The following is a 17,847-nucleotide window of genomic DNA, read 5'->3' as shown; positions in this document are numbered from 1 at the left end:
GGTAAAGGGAAGACCGGGGCGATCGCGACAAGACCATAAAGGCGCGCATGAGCAATGCTAAACTCAAGGTCGTTCTGACCATCAAACTGCCCGATGCGGTCGAAACCCGCATGCGCGAGCTGTTCAACACAACGCTTTGGTTCGACCTTTCGCCCATGCCGCGCGACAAGCTGCTGGCGGCGGCGCAGGATACGGACGTGCTGGTGACCTCGCTCAACGACCGGCTCGACGCGGACTTTTTCGACGCTGCGCCCGAGCGGTTGAAAATGATCGCCAATTTCGGCGTCGGTTACGACCATATCGACATCGTCAAGGCGGCGGAAAAGGGGATTATCGTCACCAATACGCCAGGCGTGCTGACCGAAGACACGGCGGAAATGACCATGGGGCTGATTCTGGCCGTGTCGCGCCGCTTCGTCGAAGGCGCCGAACTGGTGCAGAAGGGCGAATTCTCCGTCTGGTCGCCGACCTTCATGCTGGGGCGGCGCATCTATGGCAAGCGGCTGGGCATTGTCGGCATGGGCCGGATCGGTCAGGCCCTGGCCCGACGCGCGCGCGCTTTCGGCATGAGCGTGCATTACCATAACCGCAAACCGGTCTCGCCGCGCATTTCCGATGAACTGGGCGCAACCTACTGGGACGATCTCGACCAGATGCTGTCGCGCATGGACGTGGTGTCGATCAACTGTCCGGGCGGCCCCGGCACGCATCACCTGCTCAGCGGCGAGCGCCTGTCGAAGCTGCAACCGCACGCCATCCTCGTCAATACGGCGCGCGGCCAGATCGTCGACGAAAAAACGCTGGCCGCCATGCTGCGCGAAAAGCGCATCGCGGGCGTCGGCCTCGACGTCTATGAGCGCGAACCGGCGATCAACCCCGAACTGATCGGCCTGCCCAACGCCATCCTGCTGCCGCACATGGCCTCATCGACCATCGAGGCGCGTCAGGATATGGGCGATCGCGTCATTCTCAACGTCAAGACCTTCCAGGACGGCCACCGCCCGCCGGACCGGGTCATACCGGCGATGCTGTAAGGCGGCGCAGATCGGATCGCACATAAGACGCGGCTAAATCGAGTTGCGAACAGCGTCGAAAAGTTGGATGTTCTCTCAACAATAAAACACCACAATAGAGAGGATACCATGACTGAGATCAACAGACGGCGACTGGGACAGGGTTTTGCGGCGGCCTTGGCGGCGGCGGGCCTGGCGCCTGCGGCGGCGAAAGCCGCGCCCATGGATTTGAGCTTCCCCAAGGATTTTCGCTGGGGCGTCGCCACCGCCGCCTATCAGATCGAGGGCGCGGTCCATGAGGATGGACGCGGCCAGACCAACTGGGACGTGTTCAGCCATACGCCGGGTAAGATCGCCAATGGCGACAACGGCGACGTCGCCTGCGACAGCTATCACCTGTACCCCGAAGACGTGAAGCTGATGCAGAATCTCGGCGTCGGAACCTATCGCATGTCGCTGGCCTGGTCGCGCATCTTCCCCGAAGGCCGCGGCCAGCCGAATCAGAAGGGCATCGACTACTATAACAAGGTCGTCGATACGCTGCTGGCGGCGGGGATCGATCCCTATGTCACCCTGTTCCACTGGGATCTGCCGCAGGCCCTGCCGGGCGGCTGGCAGAACCGCGACACCGCCTACGCCTTTGCCGACTATGCCGGCTTTATGGCCGACAAGCTGTCCGACCGCGTGCATAATATCATGACGGTCAATGAGCTGCGCTGCTTTACCGATCTTGGCCATCAGGTCGGCATTCACGCGCCGGGCCTGAAGCTGGACCCGGCAGGCGTCAATCAGGTCCGCCACCACGGCGTGCTGGCGCACGGCCTCGGCGTGCAGGCGATCCGCGCCCATGCCAGGGCCGGAACCCAGGTCGGGCTGGCCGACAACACCACCTTCTATTGTCCGGTCATGGATACCCCCGAACACGTCGCCGCCGCCAAAAAGGCGACGTGCGAAATGAACGCCATGTTCCTGACCGCGATCATGGAAGGGCATTATCTGGACACCTATCTGAGCGAACAGGGCAAGGCCGCGCCGAAGGTGAAGGACGGCGATATGGCGATTATCGCAAGCCCGCTCGATTTCGTCGCGCTCAACATCTACACCCCGGAATGGGTGCGCGCCGACGACGGCCCCAAAGGCTATGCGGTCATCCCGCACAATGCCGATTCGCCGCGCATGGCCTCGCCCTGGCTGGTGGTCGGGCCGGAGGTCGCCTATTGGGGGCCGCGCATGGTCAGCGAGCTGTGGAGCCCGAAGACGCTTTACATCTCCGAAAACGGCGCCTCGGCGGACGACGCCATCGTCAACGGCCATATCGACGACGCCGACCGCGTCATGTACCTGCGCAACTATTTCGAAAATGTCCGTCGCGCTGTCGTGGAGGATTACCCGCTCAAGGGCTATTTCCTGTGGAGCCTGATGGACAATTTCGAGTGGGCCGACGGCTACGGCAAGCGTTTCGGCATTCACTATGTCGATTTCGCCACCCAGAAGCGCACGCCGAAACTGAGCGCCCTCTGGTACAAGGAGGTGATCCGTCAGGGGCGGATCGTATAGTTACCCGGCGCGTTCGGGCGTCATCTGCACGGGAATCGTTATTGCGAAGCTTGTGCCGACGCCCGGCGCGCTCTCGACGCGCATCTGGCCCTGCATCGCGTCCACCAGATGCCGCACGATGCTCAGACCCAGTCCCGTGCCGTCTTGCCGGGTCGCCCCGACGCCATGAATCTGAGTGTACGGCTCAAACACGTCGGTCAGGCGCTCCGGCGCGATGCCAATGCCTGTGTCGCTGACCGAAAGATGCAGGACGCCGGACCTGTCGTCCGTGATCGTAAGAACGGCTGTAATACCAATTTCGCCGTGCGAGGTGAATTTCACCGCATTCGCCGCCAGGTTCATGACGACCTGCTGCAGGCGGCGCGCATCGCCGACGGGCAGGCGTTGCGCCGGTTCGACGCAGTCAACGCGCAGGCGCACAGCGTCGCCATTGAGTCGCGCTTTGATAAGGGTTTCGACCTGCCGCAGCATGTCCGACAGCCGGAAAGGCGCCGCCTCAAGCGCCAGCCGTCCGGCCTCGATCTTTGAAATGTCGAGAAAGTCGTTGAGCAGGGCCAGCAGGCTGTCCGCGCCCGCCTTCAGCGTCTCGACCAGCTTGCGGCTCTGCGGCGACAGTTCCGGCGCGCGGCCCAGCAGATAGGCGGCGCCTGTGATGGAGCTGAGCGGCGTGCGCATTTCGTGGCTCATCACGGCCAGAAAGTCGGATTTGGCGCGGCTGGCGCGCTCGGCGGCTTCGGCGCGGCGGATCGCCTCGGCCAGTTCGGCCCCGTCTTTTGTCATGTTTGCGTCGTTGAGCATGGCGTCATGGTGTGGCGCGGAGCGCAGCTCCGTCTCCTTCAATGCCGTTTTGCAACGGCCAAGTGGCTGGAAAGGCGAAATTTTATGGAAAAGAAAGCGCTCTTCTGCCGGAGGCCCATCGCAATCATATCCAGTTTTCTCCAGCCTGTATGTCCAACAGTGTACGCACGCGACGGAGAGCCTTATGCCCTTGCGGATACAGAGACAGGCGCACATCCAAACCCTGATGCGCGATAACAGCTTGTTGAGTCTTCTGGACGAGGGCGTCAGCGCGAAGCTGGCCGCCGATATGGAGGCCGTGCATCTGGATCGCGGCGACATTCTGGTCGATGTCGGCGAAACCGTGAAATACGCCTACTTTCCGTGCAACGGGACCATGGTGTCCTATCTGGTCGTGCTGCCGAACGGATCGACGGTCGAAACCGGCCTGATCGGTCGTGAAGGCGCGGTCAGCGGCGTTGTTTCGCACGGCAGCCTGCCCGCCTTTGCGCGTTGTGAGGCGCAGACGCCGGGGCCGTCCTTACGCATTTCGGTGGCGGATCTCGACAAGGCGCGCGCCGCCTGGCCGCAACTGGACAAGGTTCTGGTCTGCTATTCGGACTGTCTGATGGCCCAGGTGTTTCAGTCGGTCGCCTGCAACGCTTCGCACACGATCGAACAAAGGGCGGCCAAGTGGCTGATTGCGGTCGCCGAACGCACGGGATCGCCCGATATCGGCCTGGAGCAGGAGCAGTTCGCCAGCATGCTGGGCGTTGGGCGCAGCTATGTCACGCGCGTTCTCAGCCGCCTGCGCAAGGCCGGGCTGTTGTCCAACCGCCGCCGCCTGATCTGCATCAGCGATATGAAGGGGCTGCGGCGCACCGCCTGCGCCTGCAACGACATAACGCGCGCGCACTTCAAAACCGTGCTGGGCGCCTACCCGACCGGCCCGGATTGAATTTAAAGGGAAGAATTGGAGCGGGCGAAGAGGATCGAACTCTCGACATCCACCTTGGCAAGGTGGCGCTCTACCGCTGAGCTACGCCCGCTCATCTGATTTCAGGCGCAAACAGACCTGAACACGAAGGATTGGAGCGGGCGAAGAGGATCGAACTCTCGACATCCACCTTGGCAAGGTGGCGCTCTACCGCTGAGCTACGCCCGCTCATAATCCAATACGGAAAGAGACTTCCCGCCGGTGAGGCGGGCCTTATAGACGTAAGCCCGAAAGCTTGGCAAGGCCCATTTCGCCGAATCCTGTGAAAATTTAGCGGCTACTGTCGCGGCGCAACCTCCAGCCGGATGGCGTCATACATGATCTGGCCGGGGTTCTTCGTTCCCGGCTTTGCATCATCGTCGTCGTTCTCGTTCGACGGCGCATAGGCGCTGGCGGGCGGGAAGGGCTGGGCGCTGGCGAAGCCTAAGGTCAGATCGTTCTCGCCCGCCCTGATCAGCGCCGCGTCGAAGGTCAAGCGCACGACATTGTACGGCGAATCCTGATTGCCGCCGCGATAGCCCGCCGTGCCGGTCTTAGGCAGGGCAATGACGCCGATGGGCTGGCCATTGAGCATGACCTGCACATCGGTCAGCCTGCCGTGCGCGGGCTGGGCCGAGGCGACGCCGATGGTCAGAGTCGCCTGCCCGGTCTGCGCGGGCGCGTCGAAGCGCAGGCGCCAGACAGGGTTCTGCGCGTACCAGGACCATTGCGCATAGTTCCAGTCGGTCTTCGGATTGTTCTTACCGATGGTGAAATCGACATCGTGCGGGAACTGCTCAGGATAGCGCGCGAACATCTGATAGCCGCGCGCGTCGTCGCCATTGCGGAACTCGCCCGCCGTGCGGTCGAAAACGCCAAGCTGCCACAGGGTCTTGCCGTGGGTTTCGCTGCGCCAGTCGATCGGCGGCAGGATCGCGCTCTGACCGGCGGCGACGGTTATGCCGGTCTGGATATAATCATCCGGCTGATCGGCGCCATCGACATACAAGGTGTAGCGGCCCGGAACGATATTGCTGATCGCAAAGCTGCCGTCGGCCTTGACGTTCGACCAATAGTTATAACCCTTGGCCTGTGCGGTCCAGACCACCTTCGGATCGGGATCGGACAGGATGACCTGCGCATGATCCGGGACATGGCCGTCCAGCGCGACCTTACCCGTCAGGGCCCCGCGCGCCTTGACGTAGTCGGGCGCGGTAACGAAGCCGTAGGGCCATTGCGCACGCTCCGCCGCCAGTTGATGTTCGGCGTCGTCCCACAAGGCGTTCGGATCGGCGGCGCGGTCGGCATAGATCAGGAACGGGCCATAGACCTTGCTCCAGGTCTCGCCCGCCGCAACCTTGACCGGCGAGGAGCCGAAATGCGTGTCCTGCACCACGCGCAGCAGCACGTCGTCATGCACGGTCTGGCCCTGACGGCTGGGGCCGCCATTATGATAGTCGCCGAACGGTTCGATCATCCAGATTCCGTGACTGCCTGACGGTTCGACGCCCAGCGTGCCGTAGATGGGCGTTTTGGCGAAATAGACCGAGTTCAGGTACTTGGTCTTGACCGTGCCGTCCGACAGAAGCCAGGTCGCATCGGTGACCTTGCTGACGATCCCGGCGCGCGGGATGCGGATCGTCTTGCCGCGTCCGACGGTCCAGTAGTTGAAGACCGCGTCGTCCGAGGCGGTGCGGAAGACGAAGCGCGTCTGATACAGGGTCGCGGCGGGCTGATCCGCCGGATGGCGCAGCGCGGCATAGGCGTAAAGCCCGGACAGGCCCTTCTTCATGACAAAATGATATTCGACCGCGAACGGAAAGGCGGGCGTCGGAGGCGCCTCGACCTCGACATCGGCCAGATCGGGCGTCGCCGAGGCCAGTTTCGCCAGCCCCTCATGCTGTGGCGGGCGGTAGTAGCCTTTTTTCGGCACATCCACCCCGGCAGGCGGCGCGTCCGGCTCGCCATTGGCGTCCCAATACAGCGACTGGCCCTTGGCGATCAGCTCTGTGGGCTTATCTAACATCTGTTGGAACGATGTAACCTGTCCGGTGTTTGAGTCCACAACGACGTGGATCAGGCCATTGTCGAGCGTGATCGTCCCGGCGCCTTGCGTCGCTGTGACCGGCGCTTCGGCGTGAGCGGAAGCAGCGAAGACCGCCAGGGCGGCGATGGTGAAGGCGCGAAACATGATGGCGTCCCCTGAAGCATTGCGCATAAATAAGCATTTATGCGCAATTACACGCCTCAGCAATCACCTTCCTGTCGCAGAAGGTCGTCGGAAAATCACAAATATGCAGATTTTCGTTCCCATCAGGGACGATTACGCCCTACGCTTTACGCAGGCTCAGCGCCCCTTGGCCAGATCGTCGAACGCGCGCAAGACGCCGATCAGTTCTTTCATCTTGCCGATCGGGATCATGTTCGGGCCGTCGGACGGCGCATTGTCCGGGTCTTCGTGGGTTTCGATGAAGACAGCCGACACCCCGACCGCGCAGGCGGCGCGCGCCAGCACCGGCGCGAATTCGCGCTGGCCGCCCGAGGTCGCCCCCTGCCCGCCCGGCTGCTGCACGGAATGGGTGGCGTCGAACATCACCGGATAGCCGGTCTGCGCCATGGTCGGCACCCCACGGAAATCGGTCACCAGCGTATTGTAGCCAAAGCTGGTGCCGCGATCACACAGAATGATGCGCTCATTGCCCGTGCTGGCGATCTTGGCGGCGACATTCTTCATGTCCCACGGCGCCAGAAACTGGCCCTTCTTGACATTGATGGCGCGCATGGTCTTGCCCGCCGCCAGCAGCAGGTCGGTCTGGCGGCACAGGAAGGCCGGGATCTGGATCACATCGACCACATCCTTGACCGCCTCGCAGTGCGAAGCTTCATGCACGTCGGTCAGCACCGGACAGCCGAAGCGATTCTTGACCGCCTGAAGGATGCTGAGGCCCTCCTCCATGCCGACGCCGCGCGCCGTGCCGATCGAGGAGCGGTTCGCCTTGTCGTAGCTCGACTTATAGATGAATTTCGTCCCCGTCGGCGCGCAGGCTTCGGCGATCTTCTCCGCCATCATCAGGGCGTGATCGAGGCTTTCGATCTGGCACGGACCGGCCACCAGGGCGAACGGCTCGTCGCCGCCGATTTTAATATCGCCGACCTCGATGACGCGGGTTTTGACGTGTTGGGGCGCAATGGACATTAAAGGACACTCTCAATTCTGGCCACATCGACCGGGTTGTTCAGTTCCCAGAACACACGGCCGCGCGCATCGACCTCGACACAGCGGATCGGCATACCGTTTTCCAGAAACCGCAATTGCTCCAGCCCCTCATGCTGCTCCAGCGGCCCGACCGGCCAGCTTCCGTAGGCGCGCAGCGCCTCGGCGCGATAGGCATAGACGCCGACATGGTGAAACACCGGGATCACGTCGTTTTCGCTAAAAGTCTTGCCGGTATAGGGGATGACTTCCTTGGAGAAATAGAGCGCGTTCATATGCTTGTCGAACGCCGCCGTGGTGCCGCCGACGCGGCCATGCTGACGGTCCTCGACGAAGTTGGCGTAGGTCTGGGCGTCACAGCGCAGCACCGGCGTCGCCATTTCGACATCCTCATCGTCGCGCATCTCATGGATCAGCGCTTCGATGAACCAGGACGGGGTCAGAGGCGCATCGCCCTGCAGATTGACATAAAGATCGGCGCCTTCGGGCAGCTTGCTCATCGCGTCGGCGCAGCGCTCGGTGCCGTTGGCGCAGGATTCCGCCGTCATGATCACCTTGGCGCCGAAGCTTTCCGCGGCGGCCCGGATACGATCGTCGTCTGTGCAGACATAGACGCTATGCGCATCCGGCACGGCTTTGGCCGCCTCCCAGGAGCGCTGGATCAGCGACTTGGCCACGCCGTCGCGGCCCGTCAGCATGACCAGCGGCTTGCCGGGATAGCGCGACGACGCATAGCGCGCCGGGATCAGAATAATGGTCTTCATGCTACGCCCGCCCGCAAACAATCGTGGATATGGATCAGCCCTACCGGCGCCCTGTCGTCATCGACCACAAACAGGCAGGTGATCTTCTTGTCATTCATCACGCCCAGCGCCTCGGCGGCCAGAGCGTCGGGACGCACGCTGAGCGGCCCCTTGTGCATGACCTGAGCGGCGGTATGGCTCATCAGCCCGTCCATATTGCGGCGCAGGTCGCCGTCGGTGATGATGCCGCTGAGCTTGCCGTGCGCATCGACAATGCCGACCACGCCGAAGCTCTTGGCGGTCATGACCAGCAGGGCCTCGCCCATCGGCGTGTCTTCCGCGATCAGCGGCAGGGCGTCGCCTGTATGCATCAAGGCCGAGACGCTGAGCAATTGCGCGCCCAGCTTGCCGCCCGGATGGTAGGTCTTGAAATCGGAGGGCTGGAAGCCGCGCTTCTCCATGATCGCCACGGCCAGGGCGTCGCCGAGCGCCAGAGTCATGGTGGTCGAGGTCGTCGGCGCCATGCCGATGGCGCAGGCTTCGGGCGCGGCGGGCAGAACCAGCGCGATATCGGCGGCCTTGAGCAGGGTCGAATCGGGCCGCGACGCCACGCCTATCAGCGGAATCGCAAACCGGCGCGTATGGGCGATGATATCGGACAGCTCCGAGGTCTCGCCGGAATTGCTGAGCATGACCACGACATCGTCGCGCGTAATCATGCCGAGGTCGCCGTGCGAGGCCTCCGCCGGATGCACGAACTGGGCGGGTGTGCCGGTCGAGGCCAAGGTCGCGGCGATCTTGGCGGCGATATGGCCCGACTTGCCCATGCCGGACATGATGATGCGGCCTTTGACCGCGTACATCGTCTCGACCGCCTGCACGAAACGCTCGTCCAGCGAGGCGGCGAACAGCAACAAGGCCTCGCCCTCGGTGCGCATCACGCGCGCGCCGGTCGCCAATATACTGGTGCGGGTATTGATATCGTCAGCGGGCGCCAGCCTGGTCATACGCGATCATCTTCCATTTCCGCCCTATATGGCGGGTCGCGCGGTCATAGCAAGATTGCACGGCGCGGACAATGCGGCATCCCCTTCGCGACCGGGGCCAAGTGTGTTAATCGAGGCGCGAAGGGGTGATCACCATGGGCGAAGTTAATCTTACTGGCGTCTGGCACGGCCTTTACACCTACCCTGACCACCCGCACTTGCCGGAAAGTCACTATGTTTGTGTAATGCTTGACAATGGCGGTCATCTCACTGGCTCGGTCCACGAAACGATGAATCATTATCGCGACACACCTACTGAAGAACGCGCGGACATTACAGGCGTGCGCGAGGCGTCCTCCGTCAGCTTTCTGAAGATTTACAACGGACACGGCACGCAAAGTCACACTGTTTTTTATGAAGGCGCTTTAGCCGACACCCAAGATGAAATTGAAGGGCGCTGGACCGTAAACGGACGCTACGGCTCTTTTTCAGGCCGCTTCCTGATGATCCGCAAACGCGCGTCGAAGGTGTCGCAAACTGTCGAAGCCTTTGAAAAGGCATGACGCCTCAGGCCCACCCCCTCGCGCCCTTCCTGCAACCTGCCCGACGGTGGATTCGCACCACCTTGCGCCGTCTGCCCGCGCCTTTGGCGGAGTTCGTGCTGTTCGGGCTGAAGATGGCGTGGGCGTGCCTGTTCGGCGCCGCCATGCTTTGTCTGATGATCGTCACGCATTTTGTGTGGCCGCAGCACCCGCTCATCTACCGCTACGATTTTCTGCTGTTCGCGGCTCTGGTCATTCAGGCGCTGATGTTGTGGACGCGGCTGGAAACGTGGGACGAGATGAAGGTGATCGCCCTCTATCACCTGACAGGCACCGCGATGGAGGTGTTCAAGACCCATATGGGCTCGTGGATCTATCCGGAGCCGTCCCTGTTCCATATCGGCGGCGTGCCTCTGTTCACCGGCTTCATGTATGGCAGCGTCGGCTCGTTCATCGTGCGCGCCATCCGCGTCTTCGACATGCGCTTTTCGCACTATCCGAAGATATGGATCACCTGGCTGGTCGCGGGCGCCATCTATCTCAACTTTTTCAGCCACCATTATATCTGGGATTTTCGCGGCCTGATCTTCATCGCCATCGCCTGCGTGTGGTTCAGAAGCTTCATCTTCTTCCGCGTCGATAAAAAGACGCGCGCCATGCCCTTCCTGCTGGCCAATTGTCTCAGCGCCTTCTTTTTATGGATCGCCGAGAATATCGGCACCTATACCCACACATGGCGCTATCCGGGCCGCGAATGGCACATCGTCACCTGGCAGAAGATGGGCGCCTGGGCGCTGCTTCTGGTGCTGGCCTTCGTGACGGTGACGCTGGTGGTCAAACCGCAACCGCCGAACACCGAGGCCGAACGCGCGGGCGGGTATCGCGCATGGTGGCGCGGTCTTTACCGCCGCTCCACCAGTTTCGACAGCGCTTCCAGATAGGCGGCGAAGGCCTTGCGGCCCGCGGGCGTAATTTGGGCGCGGGTCAGGGGTTTGCGGTCCTTGAAGCTCTTGACGATCTCGACATAGCCCGCCTCCTCCAGCTTGCGCAGGTGGACGCTGAGATTGCCCTGCGTCGCCTCCAGCACCGCCTTCAGCTCATTGAAATCTGCGCCTTCCGCATCGGCCAGATAGGCCATGATGCCGAGGCGCAGACGTCCGTGAATGGCGTCATCGAGCTTATTGACGTCGAAAGCGGACATGGCCCTACTTCTGCGCCGTCCGCTGCATGTACCAGCCGCCCCCGCCCATCAGGACGATCAGCGCCACGCTCAGCACCAGCAGATAGTCGGGCGCATTATGGATCAGCGCGCCGAGCGCCAGCGAGGTCAGGAACCATCCCGCCGAAATGACAGCCAGCCACAGCTTGCGCCGGATCACCCAGGCCACGTACCAGACCGCGCCCTGAAACACGCAGATCACCGCGGGATAGAGCAGCCACAGGGTCATGCTCTTTTCCTGTATGGCGTTGTAGCCGAAGATGGCGACGACAAACAGATTGGCCAGCCCCGCCGAAGTGTAGGTGGCGTTGAGCGCGCGCGCCGCCACCCCCTCCACCCGGTTGCGGCGGTCACGCCAGATGATCACCGCCAAAGCCAGCAGGAACAGGGCGGTCGGACCGAAGCCAACCAGCAGCCATACCGGCGGCGACCAGTCGAGCTTAAAGGCGACGCCCAGCCAGTTGAGCAGGCATTGCACGCCATAAAGCAGACCGGCGATCATGAAGACCTGCCCTGCTGTGGCCTGCGCCCTGGGGCCTTCGGAGACCAGCGATTTCAGAAAGCTGAGATCGCCGGAAGTCAGGTTGGGGGCGGCGTCGTCATTCATGCGAAGTCCTCCTGCGGCTGGCCGTCCGTGCGACGGGCGCGGCGCTTGCGACCGTTGAGAATCGCGCCGATGAAACTGTAGCGCACCAGCAGCGCATAGCTCAACAGCGACACGCCGAAGGTGGCGAAAACGACCAGCGCATACTTGGCTTCGGCGGGCCATTCGAGGCTGCGGACCATGAGCTGCATGGCCAGGATCAGCGGCAGATGCACGATGTAGATCCAGTAGGACGCATCGGACAGATAACGTATGGCCGGGTTTTCCGCATGCAGGAAGGTCCGCGCCGCGCCAATCAGCGCAAAGCTCCACGACCAGCCGGTCAGCAGGTAGCACAGGAGGTAGAGCGGATGCTCATGGCCCGTGGTCGGCGTCAGCACCGGCGTCATGCCGACCATATTCAGACACAGAACCGTCCCCAGGATCGCGCTCAGACCATAGACCCACCAGCGGCGCGCGATACGGTCGATCAATTCCGGCGCGCGGTGCAACTGCCAGCCGAAGGCGAAGGCTGTCCCATAGGCGACCAGGGCCGGCAGGTTGGGCACAAGGCCGGTATCCGGCGTCGGCACGCCGAACCACATCGACCACGACGGCGCCAGATAGAGCGCGGCGGCGGCGGGCAGGATCAGCACGCCGCTGATCAGGTCGAGCCGCGTCAGAAGACGGGTCGCGCCGTCCAGCAACCTGCCCAAAGGTCCGCCCAGCCGCGTCAGTTCGCCCGCGCCCTTCAGCAACAGGGCGGCGGCGTAGAAGATCAGCAGCACATAGAGGAACCACAAGTGCGTCAGCGGGAAGGTCGCCGCGGTAAGGGGCGGCGTCGGCGGCGGAGTCGCCCCCGGCGGCAGCGGATTGGCGATGATCAGCGCCGCGATGATGGCGCTGAAGACCGGAACCCAGAAGACGACCAGCGGCAGGGCGATGCGCATCAGGCGGTTGCGCGCAAAACCAAACGCGCCGCGCTTCTGCATCAGCAGGCGCGCAAAAAAGCCCGCCAGCACGAAAAAGGTCGTCATGCGGAACATGTGCAGGACGTAGAAGACGATGTTCAGTCCCGCCGAATGCTGGGGATCGTCGATGATCCAGATGCGCGGCGTCATAAAGGACATCGCGCCGTGAAAGGCGATCCCTAAGATCAGGGCGAAGGCGCGCACGGCGTCAAGATCATGCCAGCGATCTGGCCAGCGATCTGGCGAGCGTTGAAGGGTTTGGGCGTCCATAAGGCTCTCCCGAAAATGGCGGCGTTACGCCGAATGGGGAAAGCTATATATCAACAAGTTTGTTTTGTAAACTGGTTTAACGAAACCGGAGGCGCCGCCTTGCTTTTCTACGCGAACCGCGAATTATGAAATTGACGAATTGGGAGGGGATTTTATGTCGGAAAATACGGCTTACAGCGAGCCACGCATATTTATGCGGCTGTTACAGATTTTACTGATCGTTCAGACCGCCGCAGCCGCTTTTGTTGGAAGCGTGGTTCTTATAAGCGTGACGGCGGGACACAAATTACTGCTCCCGCCCATCCTGTTTGAAAGCTTCAAGGCGTCTCAACAGGTCTGCACATTTATTAGCTTGCCGGTTCTCATCGTTATGATGATCTGGCTGTACCGGATCAATAAGAACACCCATACGCTTACGCCTAAGGCGATGGAATTTTCGCCGGGCTGGGCGGTCGGTTGGTGGTTCATTCCCTTCGCAAGCCTTGTTCAGCCGTTGCGTGTCGTCGCAGAGTTATATAACGCCAATCGCAATCCAGAAAACTGGCGCATGAACATACCCGTCCTGGTTGGTCTATGGTGGACCCTCATTATAGCGGGGATGCTCTTAGGCGCGGGCGTAACGGTCGCTCGTCTGTCCCACGACAATATTCCGCAAGCCGTCTCAGCCATCCTCCTGCTCAATCTGGCGCTTCACCAGTTTCTGGCCTTGATGATCTATACCCGTATAGGGCGTTGGCAACGACAGGCCCGGCTGTCACCCAGCCTTGAAGAGGTGTTCTGACCTCAGCCCCCCAGCGCCTTGAGGCGGTTCATATCGACGCTGGCGACCAGGGTTTTGAGTTTGTCCATATCGACATTGTCGCCCTCGGCGGAGATGCTGTAGCGGCCATCGGCGATCACCGCATATTCGCCGTGATGGGCGTTGGAATCGTATTTCTCGCTGACCATTTCGCCATTCTGCGTCGTCAGCTTGTCATAGCCGCCCGCGCTGCTGTTGCTGACATTCATATTGGCCGCCGCCATCATGCCGCCCAGCCCGCCAAGCCCGCCGGAATCGCTGATCTTGAGGCGGATCGTCCCGCCATTGACCGGATAGGTGGTCTCCGCCGTGGCGACATTGACGCCGCCCGCGCCGCCGGACGAGGTCGAAGGGTCGATCGCCGCCGCGCCCATATAGCTGGCGGGCATCAGCGCCGCCATGGCGGTGGCGTCGACGACCTTGACCGGGGCCGCCGTCCCGTTCTTCATCGCCTCGGCCTGTTTCGACATCTGATCGGCGGCCTTTTGCAGCTTGCCGAGATCGACGCCGCCGACCGGCGTGGTCACCGTGCCGTCGGCCACCGGCTGGGTCAGCGCCGCACCGCCCATGCCCATCATCGCCGCGCCGCCAATCGCCCCGCCGACGGCGGCGACGATGATCCACAGCACGATCGACACGATGATGACCACCACCGTATAGCCCAGCCCCTTGTCGGCGGGCGCCTGCATCAGCTTGGGCAGGCCCAGATACAGGAGATAGAAGCTGTAAAAACCGAGCAGACCCAAAATCGCCAGCGCAGGTATCAGGCCGAACACGCCCGCAACCCAGGCGGCGGTCGAGGAATAGGCCGCGACCTTGAAGGCCGACAGCATGTCCTTGCGCCCGCCGAAACTGGGCGCCAGGGCGTCGATGATCAGGGCCAGCACATAGACCATGCCCAGATTGAGCGCGTACCCGACAATCGCCCCGGCCACCGCCGCCAGCGGCGGCGTGTGCAGCACCATCAGACCCGGTATGCCGCGCCCGAACACCATCGAGCCAATGGCGGCGCAGACAGGGCCGATGGCGGCCAGAAACAGCACATAACCCATATAGATGGATTTGACGCTGGCGCTTTCGCTCGCGATCGTCTCCCAGGTCGGGGCGGGACGCAGGATGATGTTGACGGCGCGCTCGATCAGGCCCGGCGGCAGGCCCGCCGATGGACCGCGCGAAACCGAAGGCGGCGTGGGTTCAGTGTCGGACATGGAGGTTCCCCGGAAAAGATAAAGCGGATGTAATACGCATACCGGTACAGGCGTCAGTCATCGCAGACCGCGCAGATGGCGAAAATTGGCGAAAAAAAGGCGTCCGGTCAATGCGCCCGGACGCCCTTCCACTCACATTTGCGAGACCGGCCCGTTACGGGTCCGCTTTTATTTGGCCGACTTCAGCGCCGCGGCCAGATTCGCGCTTTCGGCGGATTTGAGCGCGCCGCAATCGCGGATGTCCTCCAGCATGCGGTCGAAGGACAGCGTGCCACGCCCGGCGGCCTCGACCTTGGCGCGCATGACCCGGTCGATCTCGTCGGCGCGCTCCGCCGAACAATAGCCCGAGGGCAAAGCCGCCACGCGACCGGCGGTGAAGATGCCCGCCCCGGCGGTCAGGTCGTCGAAATGCGCCTTGACCCAGTCGAAAGTCATGTCGCGCGTTTGCGGGCTGCGCATCAGGCCGCCGATCAGGGCCAGCTTTTCCGAAGACCGCAGACGCTTGTCGTCGAGCGCGCCGAGCAGCCAGTCAGCCGTCTCCGGCGTCGCGCCCGCCGTCACCGCGCCGCGCGCCGCGCTGCGGAAGTCTTCCGTATCGGCGTTTAACATACGTTCATACATATCCTTGGCCGCTGCGAGGCCATGCGTCTGGACATGCACAGCCAGGGCGCGGTTCACGAAGGCCTGATCCAGCGCGTCCTTATTCCCGGCCAGATAAGCGGTGGCGGCGACATCGAGCTGATGCAGCAGGGCGCTGTCCTTGGCTTCTGTAGCGACCAGGGTGACCAGTTCCTGACGCAGCTTCTGCCGGTCGGGATCTTCCGACAGGTAAAGGCCCGCCTTCGGATCAAAGCCCATCGCCGCCAGACGCGGCTGATAGATTTCCTCCATCACGCGCTGATAATCGGCCTTGGCGTCGTCGCCGATGACGCCGCGATGGCGCAGATCGGACAACTTGTCGCCGCCATCGACCGCGACATTGGAGTCCTTATTGTTCACGAAGACGCGCGCGGCTTCGATCAGTTGCGCGGCGTCGCCCTTACCGGCGTAGAACTGCCCCCACAGGCTGTCGTCGGCGGCCAATCCCTCGCCCGCCGACAGGCTGGCCCCGCTGGCGATCAGGGCGTCCCAGTCCTTAGGATCGAGCGTGAAGCGGTAATATCCAGTGCCGCCCGCATTGGGCATGATCACGCCGTCGCCTGGCGCGTCAATGGTCTGGCTGGCCTGATCGACCAGCGTACAGGTGCGCGACACGCCATGACGCACGCACAGGGGAATGGTCCACATCTGCGGATCGAGTTGCGTGCCGAGTCGCGCATAGCGCGCCTGCGTCGCCACCAGCTTGTCGCCGTCATGCGAGATGGCGACGGTGGGGAAGCCCTGCTGATCGACAAAGCTCTTCATCGCGGTCAGCACGCGCGGATCCTTGGCCGCATCGGCCAGAGCGCCGAAGAACTGTTCGGAATCGGCGTTGCCGTAAGGGTGACGCGACATATGCAGGCGCACGCCCTCTTTGAACTTTTCATCGCCGAGATAGGCGGCGATCATGGCCACGACCTGGCCGCCCTTGCCATAGGTGACGCCGTCAAAGGCCGCGTCGATCTGGCTGTTGGAGGTGATCGGCTGGTGGATCGGACGCCCGACCTTGAGCGCGTCGGTGTCCATGACGCCAAAGGCTTCGTCGATGGCGCCGACGCCGATATTCAGCTCAGGCCGCCACTCATTGCCGATGCGATAGCCCATCCAGTTGGCGAAGCTTTCGTTCAGCCAGATGTCGCTCCACCAGGCGGGCGTCACATAGTCGCCGAACCACTGGTGCGACAGTTCGTGCGCCACCACCATGCCGAAGACCTGCTTCTGCGTGGTCGGCGCGCCCTTGTCGAGCAGGATGATGTCGTCGCCATAGACGTCCGCGCCAGCGTTCTCCATCGCGCCCGGCATGACCGGCGAAGCGATCTGATCCAGCTTGGGGAACGGGAAGGGCATGCCGAAATAGGCTTCGAGATGCTGCACGATCGACGGGGTCTCATTGATCACATAGTCGAGCTTGTCGGCGTTCGGCTTGGTGGCGATCACCCGCAGCGGCAACGGATAGGACCGCTCCGGCGAGGGCGGCACCACGCCGGTCTTGGTCACGAACGGCCCGACGACGAAGGCGACCAGATAGGTCGGCAGCGGCTTGGTCTGTTCGAACGTATGTTTGACCAGATCGCCGACCTGGACCTGACCGGTCTCCGGCGCATTGGAGGCGGCGACATAGCCGGGCTTTGTGGTCAGCGACACGGTGAACGGCGTCTTGTAGCCCGGCTGGTCGAAGGAGGGATAGGCGTCGCGCGCGTCGATGGATTCGAACTGCGTCCAGGCGTACCAGTCGTCGCCGACCTTGATATGGTAGAGCCCGGCCGGACCGTTCTGGAACGGCGCGTCATAGTCGAAGATCAAAGTCGCCTTGCCCTTGGGCAGCTTCGATTGGAAATCCAGTCGCGCCACGCCGAGCGGATCGACCTGGGTGAAGGTCGCGGCGATTGTCCTGCCCCCGACCTTCGCGACCGCATGGCTGATCTTGAGGTCGCGACCGTGCATATAAAGGTAGCTCGCCGCGTCCTTGAGGTCGATATCGATCTCGGTATGGCCGGAAAACCGTTCCTGATCGGGCAGTATGGTCAGGTCAAGCCGGTAGGCCAGAGGCGTCGCCACGTCCGGCAGCAGGCCCTGCGGCGCAGGCGCGACCGGCGCGGCGAAGCTTGTGGCGGGCAGGGCCGCGATGGCGGCGGCGGGCGTCAGAAACAGGCAGGCGGCCAGCAGGGCCTTGCGCAGGGATCGCATGAGGGTCGTCCGATACAATTGCAACAATCATCAAGGGCTAGCATGACGCCGCTCAGGACGGGGATTAACTTTTCGTAATCCGATGCCAGTCCCCGCAAAGGTATCGCATGAAACGGTCGTAATTTCGGAGGTTCGCGCTATATAGGCCCTAAGTACGACGAGC

The 17,847-nt window shown here is 62.6% G+C and carries 16 protein-coding genes and 2 tRNA genes; 6 read left to right on the top strand and 12 right to left on the bottom strand.

The genetic code is table 11. The annotated features are described in order from the left end of the window. The first annotated feature begins 47 nt into the window (after positions 1-47). Both ACTHLA_RS15650 and ACTHLA_RS15645 read left to right on the top strand, forming a co-directional pair. Entirely contained in the window at positions 48-1,034 is a 987-nt protein-coding gene (locus ACTHLA_RS15650) for a 2-hydroxyacid dehydrogenase (protein ID WP_440191454.1), read from the top strand. Positions 1,035-1,142: 108 nt separating this feature from the next. Continuing rightward, positions 1,143-2,570, top strand: a complete 1,428-nt coding sequence (locus ACTHLA_RS15645; protein WP_440191451.1) for a GH1 family beta-glucosidase — start codon at positions 1,143-1,145, stop codon at positions 2,568-2,570. On the opposite strand, the gene ACTHLA_RS15640 is transcribed toward ACTHLA_RS15645, so the two are convergent. Further along, complete coding sequence (locus ACTHLA_RS15640; RefSeq protein ID WP_440191448.1) at positions 2,571-3,350, bottom strand: sensor histidine kinase; 780 nt, start codon at positions 3,348-3,350, stop codon at positions 2,571-2,573. It lies immediately after the preceding gene. A gap of 202 nt (positions 3,351-3,552) precedes the next feature. On the opposite strand from ACTHLA_RS15640, the gene ACTHLA_RS15635 reads away from it, so the two are divergent. After that, on the top strand, positions 3,553-4,305 hold the full coding sequence (locus ACTHLA_RS15635) for a Crp/Fnr family transcriptional regulator (protein ID WP_440191445.1): 753 nt from the start codon (positions 3,553-3,555) through the stop codon (positions 4,303-4,305). A 16-nt stretch (positions 4,306-4,321) separates the two neighbouring features. Here ACTHLA_RS15635 and ACTHLA_RS15630 read toward each other — a convergent pair. The 6 genes from ACTHLA_RS15630 to ACTHLA_RS15605 form a co-directional block, all read right to left on the bottom strand. Continuing rightward, positions 4,322-4,396, bottom strand: a tRNA-Gly gene (locus tag ACTHLA_RS15630). A gap of 41 nt (positions 4,397-4,437) precedes the next feature. Then, positions 4,438-4,512: transfer RNA gene (locus ACTHLA_RS15625), tRNA-Gly, on the bottom strand. 109 nt (positions 4,513-4,621) lie between these two features. Next, a complete protein-coding gene (locus ACTHLA_RS15620; protein WP_440191442.1) occupies positions 4,622-6,514 on the bottom strand; it encodes a polysaccharide lyase family protein in 1,893 nt (630 codons plus the stop codon). Between the two features lie 156 nt (positions 6,515-6,670). Beyond that, positions 6,671-7,519 (bottom strand): 3-deoxy-8-phosphooctulonate synthase, encoded by an 849-nt coding sequence (kdsA, locus tag ACTHLA_RS15615; RefSeq protein ID WP_440191439.1) that lies wholly within the window; start codon positions 7,517-7,519, stop codon positions 6,671-6,673. Next, a complete protein-coding gene (locus ACTHLA_RS15610) occupies positions 7,519-8,301 on the bottom strand; it encodes a 3-deoxy-manno-octulosonate cytidylyltransferase (RefSeq protein ID WP_440191436.1) in 783 nt (260 codons plus the stop codon). The genes kdsA and ACTHLA_RS15610 overlap by 1 nt, the downstream gene beginning before the upstream one ends. After that, on the bottom strand, positions 8,298-9,287 hold the full coding sequence (locus ACTHLA_RS15605) for a KpsF/GutQ family sugar-phosphate isomerase (protein ID WP_440191433.1): 990 nt from the start codon (positions 9,285-9,287) through the stop codon (positions 8,298-8,300). Before ACTHLA_RS15605 ends, ACTHLA_RS15610 begins: the two co-directional genes overlap by 4 nt. A 134-nt stretch (positions 9,288-9,421) precedes the next feature. On the opposite strand from ACTHLA_RS15605, the gene ACTHLA_RS15600 reads away from it, so the two are divergent. Both ACTHLA_RS15600 and ACTHLA_RS15595 read left to right on the top strand, forming a co-directional pair. After that, complete coding sequence (locus ACTHLA_RS15600) at positions 9,422-9,829, top strand: hypothetical protein (RefSeq protein WP_440191430.1); 408 nt, start codon at positions 9,422-9,424, stop codon at positions 9,827-9,829. Further along, entirely contained in the window at positions 9,826-10,749 is a 924-nt protein-coding gene (locus tag ACTHLA_RS15595; RefSeq protein WP_440191427.1) for a DUF817 domain-containing protein, read from the top strand. The genes ACTHLA_RS15600 and ACTHLA_RS15595 overlap by 4 nt, the downstream gene beginning before the upstream one ends. Here the strand turns inward: ACTHLA_RS15595 and ACTHLA_RS15590 are convergent. From ACTHLA_RS15590 to ACTHLA_RS15580, 3 genes are read right to left on the bottom strand one after another with little or no spacing between them, the layout of a single operon-like run. Further along, positions 10,710-11,009, bottom strand: coding sequence for a winged helix-turn-helix domain-containing protein (locus ACTHLA_RS15590; protein ID WP_440191424.1), 300 nt, complete (start codon positions 11,007-11,009; stop codon positions 10,710-10,712). The genes ACTHLA_RS15595 and ACTHLA_RS15590 overlap by 40 nt on opposite strands. 4 nt (positions 11,010-11,013) lie before the next feature. Then, the gene (locus tag ACTHLA_RS15585) at positions 11,014-11,634 is read right to left on the bottom strand and encodes a hypothetical protein (protein ID WP_440191421.1); all 621 of its coding nucleotides are present in this window, start codon (positions 11,632-11,634) and stop codon (positions 11,014-11,016) included. Further along, complete coding sequence (locus tag ACTHLA_RS15580) at positions 11,631-12,851, bottom strand: acyltransferase family protein (RefSeq protein ID WP_440191418.1); 1,221 nt, start codon at positions 12,849-12,851, stop codon at positions 11,631-11,633. The genes ACTHLA_RS15585 and ACTHLA_RS15580 overlap by 4 nt, the downstream gene beginning before the upstream one ends. Positions 12,852-13,005: 154 nt before the next feature. Here ACTHLA_RS15580 and ACTHLA_RS15575 point away from each other — a divergent pair, with 154 nt between their 5' ends. Further along, positions 13,006-13,632, top strand: coding sequence for a DUF4328 domain-containing protein (locus ACTHLA_RS15575; protein WP_440191415.1), 627 nt, complete (start codon positions 13,006-13,008; stop codon positions 13,630-13,632). Between the two features lie 2 nt (positions 13,633-13,634). Here the strand turns inward: ACTHLA_RS15575 and ACTHLA_RS15570 are convergent, their stop codons facing one another. Further along, a complete protein-coding gene (locus ACTHLA_RS15570; protein ID WP_440191412.1) occupies positions 13,635-14,858 on the bottom strand; it encodes a Yip1 family protein in 1,224 nt (407 codons plus the stop codon). A 168-nt stretch (positions 14,859-15,026) separates the two neighbouring features. Further along, positions 15,027-17,684, bottom strand: a complete 2,658-nt coding sequence (locus tag ACTHLA_RS15565) for a M1 family aminopeptidase (RefSeq protein WP_440191410.1) — start codon at positions 17,682-17,684, stop codon at positions 15,027-15,029. Positions 17,685-17,847: the final 163 nt, after the last annotated feature.

Source organism: Asticcacaulis sp. (assembly GCF_051956075.1).
Lineage (GTDB): Bacteria > Pseudomonadota > Alphaproteobacteria > Caulobacterales > Caulobacteraceae > Asticcacaulis.
This window is presented reverse-complemented; position numbering and strand designations above follow the sequence as displayed.